Below are 15844 nucleotides of genomic sequence, written 5' to 3' on the forward strand. Positions count from 1 at the left end.
TTATTCACCTTGCTTCAGCAACAGCTTTTCTGAGCCGCCAGACTGATACAAGGCATCCACGACATTCTGCGGAATAAACCCCTGTGCAGTCGCCGCCACTTTTTTACTGGCCACTGAGACTAAACGGGCGTTGATCAGCGTGCCGCCCTGATGACGTACCAAAGTGCCGCCTAATACAAACTCAATCGGCTGTTCTTCTTTTAATTCCATAAAATCGCGGCTGAAGACGAAGTCGCCCTGTGGCGTGACCCGGATGTAGTCCGTTGTTTTAAAATCGATGACGCCTAAGCCAAACTGATGCACTTCGTGCATAAAACTCTCTGAGAGCTGGTTACCCAATAAATCCGTCTGGTCAAAGGGACCATCCAAATAGACAAAACTGGTCATGCCAATGACCATCTGCGGGTTCACCAAATCCAGATTGGCGACCAAATCGTGCATCATGCTTTGCACATAATGATTCACATTAACCGCAGCCTGTGGCTGATATTGCGACTGAAGCTTCTGCGCTGACTGCTGAGTGGCCTGATAGGCGGCGCCGTCGTACAACGCCGGGCTGACAAAATACTGCGGCCGGGCTTTTTGTTGCTCAGGCGCGGCCAGTTCCACTTCAGCCGGTTCCGGCTCTGAGCCTGTCAACAATGAGTAACGCTCCCAGGTTGCACAACCGGACAAGCTCAGACATAGCAGCAAAAGACCGTGAATTTTTTTCATAGCTGGTTCCAACTTATTCTGGCGCGATTAATAATCACTCTGACGATACAATTTTTGCTGACGCAACTGCACCTGCTCGGTTGCGCCTAATACTTCTGCCGGGATCAAATCAGACGCTGCAGCAACGACAGTATTGGTTTGTATATCGACCATCCGCGCATTGACTGTAGTGTATTGTTCAGCCTGATTCAGCGTGCCGACGATGACATAACGCACCGCCTGCTGTGCAGCCAACTCAGTTAAATCGCGGGTCAGCAGGCGTTCGTGATCCGCGTATACTTCAACTGCCTGACCGGTGCGCAGCTCCTTCACCTGATAACCGCGCTGACTGGCCACCGCTATCATGCTTTCCTGTAATTGCAGACCGAGCAAATTCTGCGACAAATTGTACGGGTCCGGCGTCAGGGAACGTAATTCGGTAAAACTCACCACAGCCACCGCACCTTTGGGCAGAGGCTGTACACCGGCAAACAGCCGGCCGGCCAAGCGTTCGGTATACATCAGGATTGGGCCTACGGCCACTTCCTGCACCGCAGCGGCAGTTTGCTGCCGCTCGGGTTGTTGCTGACAGGCAGCCAACAACAGGCTGCAAGCCAACAGGATCAAGCTGGAATGTCGCATAGGACCTCCGGACAATTCGCCTAAAATGATTTGCTACTCTGGCATGAGCAAAAAACCTGCCAGAGTGTGTATATCTGTGTTCGCAGCGCTAAAAATGCCGCACATCTGCTGTTATACTGCGGCGCTTTTCTGCTTTGGGCCACGCTGTAATGCATACAAATTATCTTGGAATTGATTTTGGCACTTCAAACTGTACCGCCGGGCGGTTAGACACTGGCGGGCAACCAGAGCTGTTAGCGCTCGGTGCAAACTCGCCGTATTTGAGTTCCGCCTTATATCTGCCCTGGCCGGATGATTTTGACGCCGAAGATGAAGAGCAGAAGAAACCCTCGTTAGCGCAATTACTACGCCAGCCTGATCGTGCTTTGCTCGGTCAGGCCGCCCACGACCGTTACAGTGCCGCGCCGTTAGGCGGTGTATTTATCCGCTCGCCCAAATCAATGTTGGGTTCACGGTTGACCCCGCTGCAAACTCAGCTGTATCAGCAGGTTTGTAGCCTGATGCTGACGCACATTCACCGACGCGCTGATCAGAGTGCCGGTCATAATAATCAGCATTCGGCTGAATTTGCCGTGATAGGCCGGCCTATTCATTTTCAGGGCATCGATGGTAGCGATGGCGACGCCCGCGCCGAGGCGCTGCTCCGTCATGCTGCTGCCCAGGCCGGTTTTCGTGAAGTGCAGTTTGCTTATGAGCCTGTGGCCGCAGCAGTTGAATACGAACGCACTTTAACGGCTGAACAGTTGGTACTGGTGGTCGACATTGGCGGCGGTACTTCAGATATCAGTTTGATCCGGCTCGGACCAGGCCATGCCCGGGTGGCCGATCGCAGCAAAGACCTGTTAAGCCATGCCGGTCGGCGTTTAGGCGGTGTTGATATGGACATCAAACTGGCGATTTATGGTCTGATGCCTTTACTGGGCCGCGGTAGTCTGGCGTTAAACGGCAAACCGCTGCCATCGGCGTTATTCAGCGACGCAGTCAACATTATCGATATTTATGCGCAGGAACAGTTTTATCAGCCGGCGAGCGCTAAACAGATCACGCAGTTGCTGGAGATTGCCGCAGAGCCCGCGCTGGTGACACGGCTGCAACACCTGCATCAGCAACATTTGAGTTATTACCTGGTACAACAGGCTGAGCAGGCCAAAATCGAGCTGGCCGAAGCCGCAGCAACACAAGTACAACTGGACCGGCTACAGTCAGGGCTGGCAACCGTGCTGGATCAGGCCATGCTGGACCACGCACTTTATGTCGAAATGAATGGGCTACGCGGACTCATCAACGAGTGTGTAGCTGCAGCCGGCGTCAAGCCAGACCAAATCTTTTTAACCGGTGGCGCTTCGGCAGCGCCCGGCGTCAAGCGGCAGTTACAACATTTATTACCCGATGTGCCGCTGATCGCCGGCGATCGCTTCGGTTCCGTCGGTAAAGGCTTGTGCACGCTGGCAGCGTTGCATTTTGGCTAGTTCTTTCTGCTGCAGGATCTGAGAAATCCGGACTCAAAGATAGCCAGCGCCCTGCATCCAAGGTAGAATGCGCGACTTTTTCGTACAGCCCCACCCCGGCGCGCTGTGCTACCTGGGGTTGATATGTCGTTTTCTGCGTTAAATTTAGATCCGAAGCTGTTACAGGCCGTCACTGAAGCTGGCTACACCACGCCAACGCCAATCCAGCAGCAGGCAATTCCTGCAGTACTGAGCGGCCGTGACCTGATGGCTGCGGCTCAGACCGGTACCGGCAAAACCGCCAGTTTCGTGCTGCCAATCCTGCAGCAGCTGATGAGCCAGCCGGTCAGTCAGCCTCGTCCGGTCCGCGCATTAATTCTGACCCCAACCCGTGAACTGGCTGCTCAGGTCAGTGAACAAGTGGCAAAATATAGTCAATATCTGCAGCCAAAATTAAAACATCTGGTGGTATTTGGTGGTGTATCCATCAACCCGCAAATGATGGCGCTGCGCGGCGGTGTCGACATTCTGACCGCAACCCCAGGCCGTTTATTGGATTTAATCGGCCAAAATGCGCTGAAAATCAATCAGGTACAAACACTGGTGCTGGATGAAGCCGACCGCATGCTCGACATGGGTTTTATTCACGACATCAAAAAAATTCTGGCATTGCTGCCAAAACAGCGGCAAAACCTGCTGTTCTCCGCCACGTTCTCTGACGATATCAAACAGCTGACCAGTAAATTGTTGCATAACCCGCAATCAATCAGCGTGGCGCCACAAAACAGCACGGCAGAAAAAGTTGAGCAGCAAGTCTATCAGGTCGCGAAAGGCCAGAAATCGGCGACGCTGATCCAGCTCATCGCGCAAAACGACTGGAAACAGGTGCTGGTATTTATGGCGACCAAACACGAAGCCAACCGCCTGACCGACAAATTAAATGAAGCCGGTATCAGCGCGGCCGCTATTCACGGCAACAAGAGCCAGAATGCGCGTACCGCGGCGCTGGCCGGATTTAAATCCAACGAAATTCGCGTGCTGGTCGCCTCTGACGTTGCGGCCCGTGGCATCGACATCGCGCAGTTGCCATATGTAGTCAACTTCACATTGCCACGCAGCGCCGCTGACTATGTGCACCGCATCGGCCGTACCGGTCGCGCCGGCATGACCGGCCTCGCCGTGTCACTGGTGTATCCGGATGAAGTCAGCCAGCTGAAACAAGTCGAAAAGCTGATTGGCATGAAGATCCCGCAAGGCAGCATTAAAGTCGACCCAACTTTACAGCTGAACGACAAAGAGCTGACGCAGCGGCCGCCGCGTCCGCCACGGCCACAGCCAAAAGGCCCGGCCGGCGAGCGTGCCACACCGCGTCAGGGCGCGCCACGTCCGCCGCGTAAACCTGCGGCAGCCAAAGCCGATGGTCAAGGCGCCCCTTCAGGTCGTCCAGGCCAGCCACAGGGTCAGCGCCGGCCACAGGCAAGCGGTCAGGGCCAGAACCCGGCCCGGCCACAGCAAAACCGCCCGGCCCGCAAGCCACAAGGCACTTCGGCTTAACGCCAAATGAGCCAGCGCCAGCGTCTGTGGCAACGTCTGACGGAGGCCGGTATAGCACCGGGCTGCCATCAGGCGTTGTTGGACACCGGCCGCCTGCAACCAAATACACTGAAACTGTCACACTGGGTACAGGCGGAAACAGCACTTTGGCTGGACGGTCAGTTGCTACCGTCGGTGCCGCCCAGACGTTACTGGGCTTACCACAAACCTGTGGGTATTGATTGTAATGTGCGCCCGGATGACCCGCAGAGTATCGCCGCCCTGCTTCAACAGCTGCCACCCGGCGTTTTCGCGGTCGGTCGGCTGGATAAAGACAGTTGTGGTTTGTTATTGCTGAGCAATGACGGCCCTTTTGCCCAGCGCCTGCTGCATCCGACGCAACAACACCAAAAAACCTATCGGGTGGATGTTGATAAAACAGTGACCGAGACCATGCTGCAGCAGCTCCGCTTGGGTATGCGTTATCAGGCGGGTGCAAGCTGGATTGAAGCCCGGCCCTGTCTGGCAACCCTCAGCGCACCGAATCAGCTTGAATTGACCCTGACCGAAGGCAAAAACCGCCAGATCCGCTACATGTGCAAACAGCTCGGATTAAAAGTAACCCTGCTGCAGCGCACCCACATTGGTCAGCTGTATTTACCAGCGCTTAGCGCCGGTCAGTTACTCGAGTTGCAGCCGCAGCAGGTGATATTGGCGGCGCAGCAGCCATAACCGGCAGCGGAAAACCTCTTAGGCGTGCACACAACCACAGCGCCAGTCCGTAACCGATTAATGACCCCAGCACTACCCCAGCCCAGCCTTGCCATTGCCAGAACAGATGCAGATATAAACCACCTGTGCTGGCGCCCAGATAATAAAACACCAGATAAAGCGCGCTGGCACTGGCTTTGGCTCTTGTCGCATGTTGATTGACCCAGCCGGTCGCCAGGCTGTGGGTTAAGAAAAAGCCAAAAGCACTGATAAAAAATCCCAGCACGATAAACACCAACCCTGGCAGTAAAGTACACAAAGTACCCACCATCATAATCACCACCCCCAAAGCCATGCCTTGTGGCATCGCCATGCGCCGTGCCGCTTTGCCGGAAATGGCCGACCCCAGGGTGCCGGTCAGATAAGTTAAAAACAGCAGGCCTATCCAGCCGGAACTGAGCGCATATGGCGGTTCCGCTAGGACAAAAGCGATATAAGTATATTGATTTAAATAGATAAAGAAGTTCAGGCCACCGAGTAAAAAGGTCAGCAGTAACACCGGTTGGCGCAGATGAAACCAGTTGTCTTTGAGCGCCTGGCGCGCAGAAAATGTCTTAGCGACAAAATGCTGCGACGCCGGCAAATAACGCCAGAATGCCAGCAACAGCAGGATGGCGAGCAGGCTCCACAACCAGAACACCCATTGCCAGTGCCCGAGCTCGGCACTAAACCCCGCCAGCACCCGGCCGGAGATGCCGCCTAGAGAGCTCGCGCTGATATAAATCCCGACCGCACTGAGCAGCGCTGGTTTTTCCAGTTCTTCACCGAGGTAAGCGACGGCAATCGCCGGCAACCCGCCTAAGAAAAATCCCTGTAACGCGCGGCCCCACAACAAGGCGCTGTATGATTCGACCTGAGTCAGCAGCACAGTACTAAAAGTCATGCCGAGCAGGCTTATCCCCAGCAAAGTCCGCCTGCCAATGGCGTCGGACACGGCGCTGTAAAACAGCAGCGACAAACCCAGCGTCAAAGTGCCAACGGCATAACTCCAGCTTGCTTGCAGCGGCGTCAGCAGAAATAACCGGCTTAGCTCTGGCAATAAGGGTTGCAACGCATGCAGATTGGCAAATACCACCACAGCGGCAAAACTCAGTACTGCGGTCATTTGCCGGTATTGCCGGCTGCCTTTGCCATACATCAGTTAATTCTCCCCAACACCAACCGCACAAAAACTGGCCAGACTGGCCGGTGATTAGGGCCAGAAGTCATGCGGTGACAGCCAAAAAGTGTATGATAACGACTTTTCTCCGTTTGATCTCTGAGGACTTTTCCATGCGTTTATCCCTGTGTGCGCTGGCCATCACCACCGCACTGCTGGCCGGCTGCAAACCGGCACCAGAACCAGCCACCGTTGCCGCAGCGGCGCCAGTCGTCACTCCGGCCACTACCAACAGTCCTTATGCCAAAGACTATTATCAGGCCGGAACTCAGGCTTTGTTTCAGGCCCGGCCACTCAGCGCGTCGGCATACAGCCTGAGCGAGGCGCAAGTCGGCAAGCCATTTGCTGCCGAAATGGAGTTTTACAACAGCAGCCGCGAAAACGCGCTGCGCCAGAGCATGAGCGACAACGCCAAAGCACTGAGCGCACTGCCGCTGCCGGAGCTGCCACAGGATGCCATCAGCCAGCAAGTGATGACGAATATCCTGGCGTTTTACGCCGGTGACAGCAAATTCCCGCAGGGTTACATTGATATGTGGATGGGTCATTCACCATTTATTGTTAACCAAATCAACGGCCCGACCATCGATATGCCAGGTGCCTTATTAAATTCGCACCCTATTAATAACGCTCAGGATGCGCAAAATTATCTGCAGCGGCTCAGCCAGTTTGGCCCGGCGCTGAGTTCTGTTGGCGATAAATTCAGTACCGATTTAACCAGCGGCTGGCTGCCACCGCGGGTGTTGCTGGATAAGTCGCTGAAAATTCTCAGCACTTATGCGCAGGCGGATGCCAAGGCGCATAGTCTGTATTTAGATTTCGAGAAAAAACTCAACGCGGTCAATGAAATAGACGCAACCCGTAAAACAGAGCTGCTCAATAAAGCCGCAGAATTAATCGGGACTGTCGTTGCACCGGCTTATCAGCAGCTGCATGACAAAGTCAAAGCGGCGCTGCCCAATGCCCGTATTGAAGCCGGTATCTGGGCACAGCCCAATGGCAGTGAATTTTACGCCTATTCGGTACGCCAGCTTGGTGACACCAACTTAACGCCGGAACAAATCCACCAGATTGGTCTGGACGAAGTGGCGCGTATCACCAAAGCCATGGATAAGATCCTCAAAGCCAATGGCTACCGCGAAGGCAGCGTTGGCGACCGCATGGCGGCACTGAATGAAGAACCACGCTTTTTATACGAAGATTCAGACGCTGGCCGTGCTCAGCTGCTGGCCGACTTAAACGGTTATATCAAAGAGATGGATGGCCGCATCAGCGAGCAGTTTAAAACCCGGCCGCCTTATCAAGTTGAAGTGCGGCGTATTCCGGTAGAAATTCAGGACAGCGCCGCCGGTGGCCAATACACGTCACCGGCCATTGATGGCAGCAAACCGGGGATTTATTGGATTAATCTGGCCGACATGAAAGCCAATGCCAAATTCGATTTAAAAACCCTGACTTATCATGAAGCCAACCCGGGCCATCATTGGCAAATCGCGCTGAACCTGGCGCAGGAACAATTACCGTTGCTGCAACGCATCGCACCGTATAATGCTTATGCCGAAGGCTGGGGTCTGTATTCTGAGCTGGTTGCTGCCGAGATGGGTATGTATAAAAACGACCCGTTTGGTGATTTGGGCCGGCTCAAAGCCGAGCTGTTCCGCTCAGTGCGTTTAGTGGTAGATACTGGTCTGCATGCGAAAAAATGGACCCGCGAGCAAGCCATTCAGTACATGGCATCAACCACCGGCACTGCATCTTCGGATGTGATCAGTGAAATCGAACGTTATATGGCCTGGCCTGGACAGGCGCTCGGTTACAAACTCGGCATGCTGAAATTTGTCGAACTGCGTGAAAAAGCCCGCACCGCGCTTGGCGACAAATTTGATATCCGCGCTTTCCATGACATGGTGTTGCTGGGCGGTGCTATGCCGATGCAGATCCTCGAACAGCAAACCGATCAGTGGATCGAGCAACAGCAGCAGTAACCGCTTGACCAGCCTGTGATTTTGCCGCAGGCTGGTTTTATTGAATCCGCAAAAAAATACCGCGAAGGAATGTCCCGATGCTCACCAACCAGCAAGAATGGCTGCAGCTGCAGCAAAGTTATGATCAGATGGAAAAACATGCACTGTGGCTGCGGCTGTTGTGCCTCACCTTGTGGCTCTGGCTGGTGCAAACGGAGAGTACTGTGGTGTTGCAAGCCGGCCTGATTGGTTTTTGCTGGCTGAACGAAGCGCTGTGGAAAGCGCAGCAAGACCGTGCCGGCGCACGATTACTGGCGTTAGAGGCGGCGATGCGCGAAGGGCTGGAGATCGCCTGTCAGTGGCAAAGCAGCTGGCAGGCGCAAAGACCAGGCATCGCCGGTCTGATTGGCGGTTATATCAAAGCAGGCTTAAAACCAACGGTTGCGGTCAGTTATCTGATCCTGACCGGCGCCAGTTTGTACCGGTATCTGTTTTAGTCCTTCGTTTCTTTGAGAGCTAAAAGCCTGAAATCAATCAGGCTTTTTCTTCCGCTCTGATTTTGGTCACCAGCAACTGGTCGATTTTGTAGCTGTCGATATCCACCACTTCAAACTTGTATCCACAGTAATTGACTGAATCGGTACGTTTGGGGATTTTGCGCAACATATACATCATAAAACCGGCGATGGTTTCGTAGTTCTCCTGATCAGGAAAAGCGTCAATACCGAGCGAGCGCATCACGTCATCCAGTGGCGTCAAACCTTCAACCAGCCAGGAGTCGTCGTCACGTTTAACGATTTGTTCTTCTTCCGAATGCACCAGTTCGCCCATCACAATGCTCATCACGTCTTTGAGCGTGATCATGCCGACCACCATGGCGTATTCGTTCAGGATCACGGCAAAATCGACGCCGCTGCTTTTAAAATGCTCCAGCACTTCATAGAGCGACAGAGTATCCGGAATAATCAACGGCGTGTGCAACATGCCCGGATGCGTGATGGAGATTGGCAAGCCGTTTAATACCTGCACTAACAGTTCACGCGATTCGATGTACCCGACCACCCGGTCCAGGCTGGCATCGCAGACCAGAAAACGCGCATGCGGTGAATCCAGCAGCTTTTGCCGGATACTGTCTTCGGCTTCACCGAGGATAAAATACACCAGACTTTCCCGCGTCGTCATGGCGGAAGTGACAGTACGCTGCTCCATATCAAAGACGTTTTCCAGCAGCTTGTGTTCCTGATGCTGCAGCACCCCGGCTTCAGCGCCCTCGTCCACCATCGAAATAATATCTTCCGGCGTGATTTGGTCTTTACGGTGAATAGGCACATTAAACAAACGGAACACCAGATTCGCCACGCTGTTAAATAAAAATACCAGCGGTTTGAGCAACACCAGCAAGGTCAGAATAGGTCGCACCACCACCAGCGCCACTTGTTCCGGCGCCAGCATCGCCAGCCGTTTCGGCATCAAATCAGCAAACAAAATAAACAAAGTAGTGACCAGCAGCACCGACAACGCAAAACTTATATTTTCCAGCCAGACACCGTCATAAGCACCACGCAGCAAATCGGCGATATACGGCGTAAAAGCGGCTTCACCGAGAATACCGCCGAGAATAGCCACGGCATTGAGGCCAATCTGCACTATGGTGAAAAAATTACCGGGATGTTGTTGCAGTTCCAGCACCTGACTGGCGCGGGTTTCACCATCAGCAGCCAGCTGGCGCAAGCGGAGTTTGCGCGCCGCTGCCAACGCAATTTCAGACATGGAAAAAAATGCGCTGATCGTAATCAGCAGCAAAATGATAAAGATATGTTCAGCTAACGACATGGATCTGCCTTTTACTTGGACTGGTTCTAACGTAGCAACCTTCTCTGACAACCGAATGACAACAGCCATTTAATTGTCATACAGGCGCATTATGCACCTGAGTCAGCAGTATAGGCGGTTAATTGTTTTATTTCAGCTGGTTATCGCTGAGGATACTTTAACGCTGTTGTTGTAACGCCCGCATCAAACAAGCAGCCCGCGACAAGGCGGGCTGCTTTTTCCGTGCTGACACCAAGGCCGGAGGTCAGCGTTTTAGCTGTTTCGCTAAAAAATCCTGCACATTTTTCAGATAAATAGTCTGGTTGGTTTCAGAGTAGAAGCCATGAGTTTCATCTTCAAAAACCAGCCATTGGTATGGTTTCCCAGCTTTATCCAAAGCAGCTTTTAAACGTTTGGCATGCTCAATCGGCGCCCGTTCGTCGCGCGCACCATGCATGATCAGCAGCTCTGCTTTGAGTTTTCCAACTTGCTGAACCGGCGAAAACTGTGCCAGCTGCGCCTGGTCATCCCCCAATACTTTTTGCAAAAATGCTTTGCCATAATAGGCTTCCGGTGTATCACCACTGACTTTCATCAGCGGCAAATCATAAACGCCGGCGACAGCAACACCGCATTTGAAAAGGTCCGGCGCCATGGTGGCAGCCTGCACGGCAGAGTACCCGCCAAAAGAAGCGCCCATCAGGCAAATATTGCCGGCCTTGGCGTGGCCCTGTGCCACAGCCCAACGCGTGCCATCAATGATATCCTGCTGAATTAGACCACCCCATTGTTTAAAACCGGCTTGCTGATGTAGCTGCCCATAACCGCCTGAACCACGGTAATTGACCTGCAGCACGTTATAACCGCTCAGGGCTAAAAACTGCACTTCCGGATCAAAACCCCAACGATCCCGCACATAATGCGGTCCGCCATGTACCAGCACGACCAGTGGTTTTTCCGAAGATTGCTGTGGCGCTTTGGTCAGATAACCATGGATTTTGTAACCGTCAGCGGCAGCAAAACTCACCGGTTCCATCGGCGCTAAATTCACTCCTGCCAAGTGCGGTTTTGTATCCGAAAGCTTCGCCAGGCTGACCTTTTCATGGTCATACAGATAATAAGTGCCCGGATTCACATCAGAACTGACGAATACAACCCACTTTTTTCCATCCGCAGTCCGGCTGGTAATATTGACGTTTTCGCCCGGAAAGGTCGCCAGAAGGTCTTTAAATACTTTGGCTTCATCGTATTCGCTTGTCAGTAATAAATACGACGGCCGACCATCATCAACTTTAAGACCATATACAGCGCGCTGATCTGTAGTTGTAATGAAGTCAGAGACATCCACTATTGGGTCGACATAGACATCACTGAATTTGCCGCTGGTTAAATCGAGTTTGTGTAAACCGGTCTGGCTTTTATCTCTGTTGTCGAGCACATACAGCGCTTTGTTATCTTTGGTCACGGCGACTGGGGTAAAAGTGCCACCATATTGCTGCGTCGGAAACTGAGTCCAGTCGTTGCTGGTGCTTCCAGCTTCACGAATATAAACCTCCGTTTCGTCGTTGCTGTTGAGGCCAGCAACAACCCGTGGCCGGCCATCTGGGCCTGTTTTGACTTCGCCTTGCGACACCGGCAATCGGCCGCGGGAAACAAACTTGCCACTAAAAATATCCATCGCCAGCACTTCAGGCACAGCAGCACCATCAAAAGTCATTGGCGTACTTTTAATCAAAATGCGGTTGTTTTCATCTGGCACCACATCGACAAACTCAGCCCAGGCGCGGCGGGCCTCGCGGGCTTTAAAATTACTGCCAACCTGCTGTTCGCCGGCACGATAACCAAACAACAAACCGCGTTTACTGCCATCGATATTGACGCCATACAGCTCACCGAAGTATTGCGGTTCCTGCTGCCAAGGGTCGGTTTGCGTCAGCTTAAAAATCACCCGTTCATTATTGACCCAATGATATTCGCCGACCTGACCATCGCCACCCATTTTGATCGAGTTGAGCATTTTCATGGTTGGCCGGTCAAAAAACACCAGCGCAATGCGATCTTCGTGGATAATCTTGGCTGCGAGATGTTGGCCATCCGGCGAAATTTTGAAATCGAAAATCGCCGGATCTTTGCCAAGCAAGACGGGTAAATCTGGGGCTGCAGCAACAGAAACTGGGCTGCACAGGCTGCAAAACACCGCCAATAACAGCGGCTTTAACGATAAGCGCATCGACAAATCCTTTTGATCAGTTTGTTATTTATGAATCTTTTAAATCTATCAACACAAATAAATAACAAAATTCCCGAAAACATCCAAACACTATTTGTTACATCTGCAGAAATAGTTCGCGGGCGCGTTGGTACACCCACAGCGCCAGCGCCGGGTCATAACGCTCGCCTTCATCACGCATAAAAGCGTGTTCGGCGTTGACTTCATGCCAGTCAAAACTGACAGCGGCCTGCTGCAGCTGTTGCTGGATTTGCCGCCGTCCGGCTTCCGGCACGTGCGGGTCCTGCCGGCCAAACACAAAAACCAGATGCGCTTTGGTTTCACCAACCCGGGCTAAAGTCTGACCGGCAGCACCCGCCGGTAGTGTGTCGCTATGTAAATCCGTCGGGTACAGACACAGGGCTGCCTGTACTTCGCTTTGCAGCGCTGCCCGCAGCGCCAGGTGACCACCAATACAGACACCCATCGCACCTAATTTGCCATTCCATAATGGCTGCGTTGCCAGGTACTCAATCATGCTGCGGTTATCGCTGTCGTATTGGCCTAGCGGTTTGGTCCATTTATCCTGATTGCCTTTATCCTTGCCGGCATCGTCGTAGGCGAGCACTGTACCGGCCGGATTCAGTTCATGAAATACTTCGGGTACCAGCACCAATAAACCCTGGCCCGCCAGCATGGCTGCCATCCGCGCTATTGGCGCAGTGATCTGGAAAATTTCGGAGTAAAGCAGCACCGCCGGACAAGGCTTTGCCGTTTTCGGCTGATAAACCGCAACCCGCATCGGGCCTGTTGGCGTGGGTAATTCGACAGTGGTGGTATGGATCTGCATAACATTCTCTGGAAGGCTTGATGGCTAAAACTTAAGGCTGCAGTCTACCTGCCGCACAGAGTTTTGCCCAGACTGCTGTGTTCAAACTGATGTTCAAACTGACGTGTTCAGATACCGGGTAGCGACGTCGCAGCGATGCGCGGAAAGGTCAGCCGCACTAATAAACCAGCTGACTGATTAAATAACTCAAGGCTGCCGCCGTGCGACTCCATAATGTCCCGGCATAAAGTCAGGCCAATACCGGAACCTTGTGGCTTGGTGGTATAAAACGGCACCAGTGCATGTTGCAGCACTTCAGCGCTCAAGCCTCCGCCGTCGTCCTGTAGTTCCAGCACCAGCTGATGGGGCAACTCACGAAAACTCAGGGTGGTACCGGCAATACTGGCACCGGCTTCCCCTGCATTTTTCAGCAGATTCAGCAATAACTGCGTCAGCTGCGCGCTGTCTAAAAACCACTCCGACCGAGGTAAATCACCCAGTAGTTCAAATTCATATTGGTTTTGCAGGTTGTTGATCAAAGAAGCGAAATGAACCAATGACGGCTGTGGCGGCGGTAACTTGGCAAAATTCAGGTAAGCCTGTAAAAACTGATTCAGCTGCGTGGCACGCTCACCAATCACAGCAAACATTTGCGCCAGCTGCGCCTGGTCAGCCGCACTGAAATCTGGCTTTTTCACCAGCCGGGCGCCGGAAAACGCCAGCGACGACATCGGCGCCAGACTGTTATTCAGTTCGTGGCCAATGACCCGGATGAGTTTCTTCCAGGCTTTGATTTCTTCCTGTTTAAATTCCCGTGTCATCGGCTTGAGTTGATACAACAGATGTTCGCGCTGATTGAGCCGGAATGGACTGACCGACAAATGCCAGACATTTTGCGCATCACCGGCGTGGATAAGGCCCTGTGCGCCCGCCTGACAGGCCTTGAGTAATTCCGGCCAATCCGCCAGTACTGCGGAGAAATAGCTGCCATCAAAGCGCCGGCCGCCGGACAACAAATGTCGCGCTGCCGGGTTACTGAACAGCACCCGGCCCTGCTCATCGGTCAGGATCAAAGCACTGGGATTGGTTTGCAGTACGGTATCAAGCAGCAATTCACGCTGATACAAAGTAGCGCGTTGCTGCGCCAGTTCCGCTGACATCTGGTTCAGCGCTTCAGCCAGCGGCGTTAATTCACGCAGCACGGCGCGGTTGGCAGTCAAATTAAAACTCTGATCGCGCAGACTATCCGCCTGCAGGTTGAGCGCCATCACTTCAGTGTCAAGCTGACGCAGGTAACTGCGCAGCAACAGCCACAGCAACAGCAACAGCACTAAAGCAGCGTAACCGGCAAAGACAACATAATGCTGCGGCAGCGCGTACCATAACAACAAGGCAAAACCACCGAGCAACAGCGCCGCGCCAAGATAAAGCCCGCTCCGGCCCGGTTTAAGGGGTAGCAATGCCATAAAACTCCATGCGCCGGTACAGCGCCTGACGCGTGATGCCCAGTGCTTTGGCCGCACGCGAGACAATCCCCTGATGCGCGGCTAACGCCTGCTCAATGTCACTGCGGGCAATGTCGTCGAGTGCACGGTTTTTTGGGCTAAGGTCTGTTTCCAGCGCCAGATCTGAGGGGGAAATCGTCTCACTCTGACACAACAACAACGCACGCTGACAGACGTTTTGTAACTCACGCACGTTGCCGGGCCAATGATATTGGCAGAGCTGCTGTTCCGCTTCGCGGCTCAGTTGTTTGTGCCCGCCAAGAAAATGCCGGGCCAGTGGCAGAATGTCATCCACCCGCTCGCGCAGCGCCGGCACCTGTAACTGCACCACATTAATGCGGTAATACAAATCCTGACGAAACTGGCCGAGCGCAATAGCTTTGGTTAAATCTGCGTTGGTCGCCGATAACAGCCGAACATCAACCCGGCGTGTCACACTGGAGCCTAAGCGCTCAAATTCGCCGGTTTGCAGCACCCGCAGCAGTTTCATCTGGCCGGATAACGACAAATTGCCGATTTCGTCCAGAAACAAAGTACCACCATCAGCCGCTTCAAAACGACCGATGCGGGCTTTGGTTAAACCGGTATAAGCGCCGGCTTCAGCACCAAACAGTTCAGCTTCCATCAAATCGGCCGGCAGAGCGCCCATATTGACCTTGACCAGCGGCTTCGCGGCGCGTGCTGAATTGGCATGTAAAATCTGCGCTATGCCCTCTTTGCCACTGCCGTTTTCACCGGTGATCAGCACGGCTGCCTGCGATGGCGCCAGCTGCAGCGTCATTTGCAGCAGCCGCTCCATCGCCGTGCTGGCGAACACCAGACCACATAAATCTTTGCCGGCAAAGGCCTGCTGCCGCTCCTGTTGCTTGCGTTCAGCATCACGTTGCTGGTCCTGCAATTGCTTTAATTTCAGCGCGTTTTGCACTGTCATCAGCAGGCGCTGGTCGTCCCAGGGTTTAGCGATGTAATCACAGGCACCGGCTTTGACCAGCTCCACCACCATATCGAGTGCAGTCCAGGCCGTCATCAGCACCACCGGCAACTGAGGATACAAAGTGCGCAGCTGATAAAACAGGTTTTTGCCCTGACTGCCGGTCATTTCGCCTTTGGCAAAATTCATATCCTGCAAAATCAGGTCCACCGGTTCTGCCTGCAATAAAGCCAGCGCCTGCGCCGGATCTGTTGCCGTCAGCACCTGATAGCCTTCCAGCCGGAACAAGGTTAACAACGCGGTGAGCACCGCGTCGTTATCATCAATTACCAGTATTTTTGCCATTGG

General features: G+C 53.4%; 13 protein-coding genes. 5 read left to right on the forward strand and 8 right to left on the reverse strand.

Translation table 11 applies throughout. The annotated features are described in order from the left end of the window. Together ABNT34_RS04635 and ABNT34_RS04640 are read right to left on the reverse strand one after the other, a co-directional pair. Positions 1–714, reverse strand: coding sequence for a FlgO family outer membrane protein (locus ABNT34_RS04635; RefSeq protein WP_348729248.1), 714 nt, complete (start codon positions 712–714; stop codon positions 1–3). Positions 715–741: 27 nt separating this feature from the next. After that, positions 742–1335 carry a FlgO family outer membrane protein gene (locus ABNT34_RS04640; protein ID WP_348729250.1) on the reverse strand — a complete coding sequence of 198 codons (594 nt, stop codon included), beginning with the start codon at positions 1333–1335 and terminating at the stop codon, positions 742–744. 149 nt (positions 1336–1484) lie between these two features. Between ABNT34_RS04640 and yegD the strand changes: the two genes are divergently transcribed. The 3 genes from yegD to ABNT34_RS04655 all read left to right on the forward strand — a co-directional run bounded on the left by yegD (position 1485) and on the right by ABNT34_RS04655 (position 5048). Beyond that, positions 1485–2804 carry a molecular chaperone gene (gene yegD, locus ABNT34_RS04645; RefSeq protein ID WP_348729252.1) on the forward strand — a complete coding sequence of 440 codons (1320 nt, stop codon included), beginning with the start codon at positions 1485–1487 and terminating at the stop codon, positions 2802–2804. Positions 2805–2927: 123 nt separating this feature from the next. Then, positions 2928–4337, forward strand: a complete 1410-nt coding sequence (locus ABNT34_RS04650) for a DEAD/DEAH box helicase (protein WP_348729254.1) — start codon at positions 2928–2930, stop codon at positions 4335–4337. 6 nt (positions 4338–4343) lie between these two features. Beyond that, positions 4344–5048, forward strand: a complete 705-nt coding sequence (locus ABNT34_RS04655; RefSeq protein WP_348729256.1) for a pseudouridine synthase — start codon at positions 4344–4346, stop codon at positions 5046–5048. Here ABNT34_RS04655 and ABNT34_RS04660 read toward each other — a convergent pair. Continuing rightward, positions 4984–6225, reverse strand: coding sequence for an MFS transporter (locus tag ABNT34_RS04660; protein WP_348729258.1), 1242 nt, complete (start codon positions 6223–6225; stop codon positions 4984–4986). The genes ABNT34_RS04655 and ABNT34_RS04660 overlap by 65 nt on opposite strands. Positions 6226–6359: 134 nt before the next feature. On the opposite strand from ABNT34_RS04660, the gene ABNT34_RS04665 reads away from it, so the two are divergent. Both ABNT34_RS04665 and ABNT34_RS04670 read left to right on the forward strand, forming a co-directional pair. Then, on the forward strand, positions 6360–8231 hold the full coding sequence (locus ABNT34_RS04665) for a DUF885 domain-containing protein (RefSeq protein WP_348729260.1): 1872 nt from the start codon (positions 6360–6362) through the stop codon (positions 8229–8231). 77 nt (positions 8232–8308) lie between these two features. Next, entirely contained in the window at positions 8309–8707 is a 399-nt protein-coding gene (locus tag ABNT34_RS04670; protein ID WP_348729262.1) for a hypothetical protein, read from the forward strand. A gap of 37 nt (positions 8708–8744) precedes the next feature. Here ABNT34_RS04670 and ABNT34_RS04675 read toward each other — a convergent pair whose 3' ends face one another. From ABNT34_RS04675 to ABNT34_RS04695, 5 genes are all read right to left on the reverse strand, one after another. Next, on the reverse strand, positions 8745–10043 hold the full coding sequence (locus tag ABNT34_RS04675; protein WP_348729264.1) for a hemolysin family protein: 1299 nt from the start codon (positions 10041–10043) through the stop codon (positions 8745–8747). Positions 10044–10287: 244 nt separating this feature from the next. Further along, on the reverse strand, positions 10288–12252 hold the full coding sequence (locus ABNT34_RS04680) for a S9 family peptidase (protein ID WP_348729266.1): 1965 nt from the start codon (positions 12250–12252) through the stop codon (positions 10288–10290). 97 nt (positions 12253–12349) lie between these two features. After that, complete coding sequence (locus tag ABNT34_RS04685; RefSeq protein ID WP_348729267.1) at positions 12350–13081, reverse strand: dienelactone hydrolase family protein; 732 nt, start codon at positions 13079–13081, stop codon at positions 12350–12352. 107 nt (positions 13082–13188) lie between these two features. After that, complete coding sequence (locus ABNT34_RS04690; RefSeq protein WP_348729269.1) at positions 13189–14526, reverse strand: ATP-binding protein; 1338 nt, start codon at positions 14524–14526, stop codon at positions 13189–13191. Then, a complete protein-coding gene (locus ABNT34_RS04695; RefSeq protein WP_348729271.1) occupies positions 14507–15841 on the reverse strand; it encodes a sigma-54 dependent transcriptional regulator in 1335 nt (444 codons plus the stop codon). The genes ABNT34_RS04690 and ABNT34_RS04695 overlap by 20 nt, the downstream gene beginning before the upstream one ends. Positions 15842–15844: the final 3 nt, after the last annotated feature.

This window comes from Rheinheimera texasensis (genome assembly GCF_964031785.1).
GTDB lineage: Bacteria > Pseudomonadota > Gammaproteobacteria > Enterobacterales > Alteromonadaceae > Pararheinheimera > Pararheinheimera texasensis_A.

What these genes read in the sequence shown, in the direction of transcription:
- ABNT34_RS04685 (WP_348729267.1), bottom strand. Translation starts at nt 13,081, where the DNA reads ATGCAGATCCATACCACCACTGTCGAATTACCCACGCCAACAGGCCCG.
- ABNT34_RS04670 (WP_348729262.1), top strand. Translation starts at nt 8,309, where the DNA reads ATGCTCACCAACCAGCAAGAATGGCTGCAGCTGCAGCAAAGTTATGAT.
- ABNT34_RS04675 (WP_348729264.1), bottom strand. Translation starts at nt 10,043, where the DNA reads ATGTCGTTAGCTGAACATATCTTTATCATTTTGCTGCTGATTACGATC.
- ABNT34_RS04655 (WP_348729256.1), top strand. Translation starts at nt 4,344, where the DNA reads ATGAGCCAGCGCCAGCGTCTGTGGCAACGTCTGACGGAGGCCGGTATA.
- ABNT34_RS04680 (WP_348729266.1), bottom strand. Translation starts at nt 12,252, where the DNA reads ATGCGCTTATCGTTAAAGCCGCTGTTATTGGCGGTGTTTTGCAGCCTG.
- ABNT34_RS04660 (WP_348729258.1), bottom strand. Translation starts at nt 6,225, where the DNA reads ATGTATGGCAAAGGCAGCCGGCAATACCGGCAAATGACCGCAGTACTG.
- ABNT34_RS04665 (WP_348729260.1), top strand. Translation starts at nt 6,360, where the DNA reads ATGCGTTTATCCCTGTGTGCGCTGGCCATCACCACCGCACTGCTGGCC.
- ABNT34_RS04635 (WP_348729248.1), bottom strand. Translation starts at nt 714, where the DNA reads ATGAAAAAAATTCACGGTCTTTTGCTGCTATGTCTGAGCTTGTCCGGT.
- ABNT34_RS04690 (WP_348729269.1), bottom strand. Translation starts at nt 14,526, where the DNA reads ATGGCATTGCTACCCCTTAAACCGGGCCGGAGCGGGCTTTATCTTGGC.
- ABNT34_RS04640 (WP_348729250.1), bottom strand. Translation starts at nt 1,335, where the DNA reads ATGCGACATTCCAGCTTGATCCTGTTGGCTTGCAGCCTGTTGTTGGCT.
- ABNT34_RS04695 (WP_348729271.1), bottom strand. Translation starts at nt 15,841, where the DNA reads ATGGCAAAAATACTGGTAATTGATGATAACGACGCGGTGCTCACCGCG.
- yegD (WP_348729252.1), top strand. Translation starts at nt 1,485, where the DNA reads ATGCATACAAATTATCTTGGAATTGATTTTGGCACTTCAAACTGTACC.
- ABNT34_RS04650 (WP_348729254.1), top strand. Translation starts at nt 2,928, where the DNA reads ATGTCGTTTTCTGCGTTAAATTTAGATCCGAAGCTGTTACAGGCCGTC.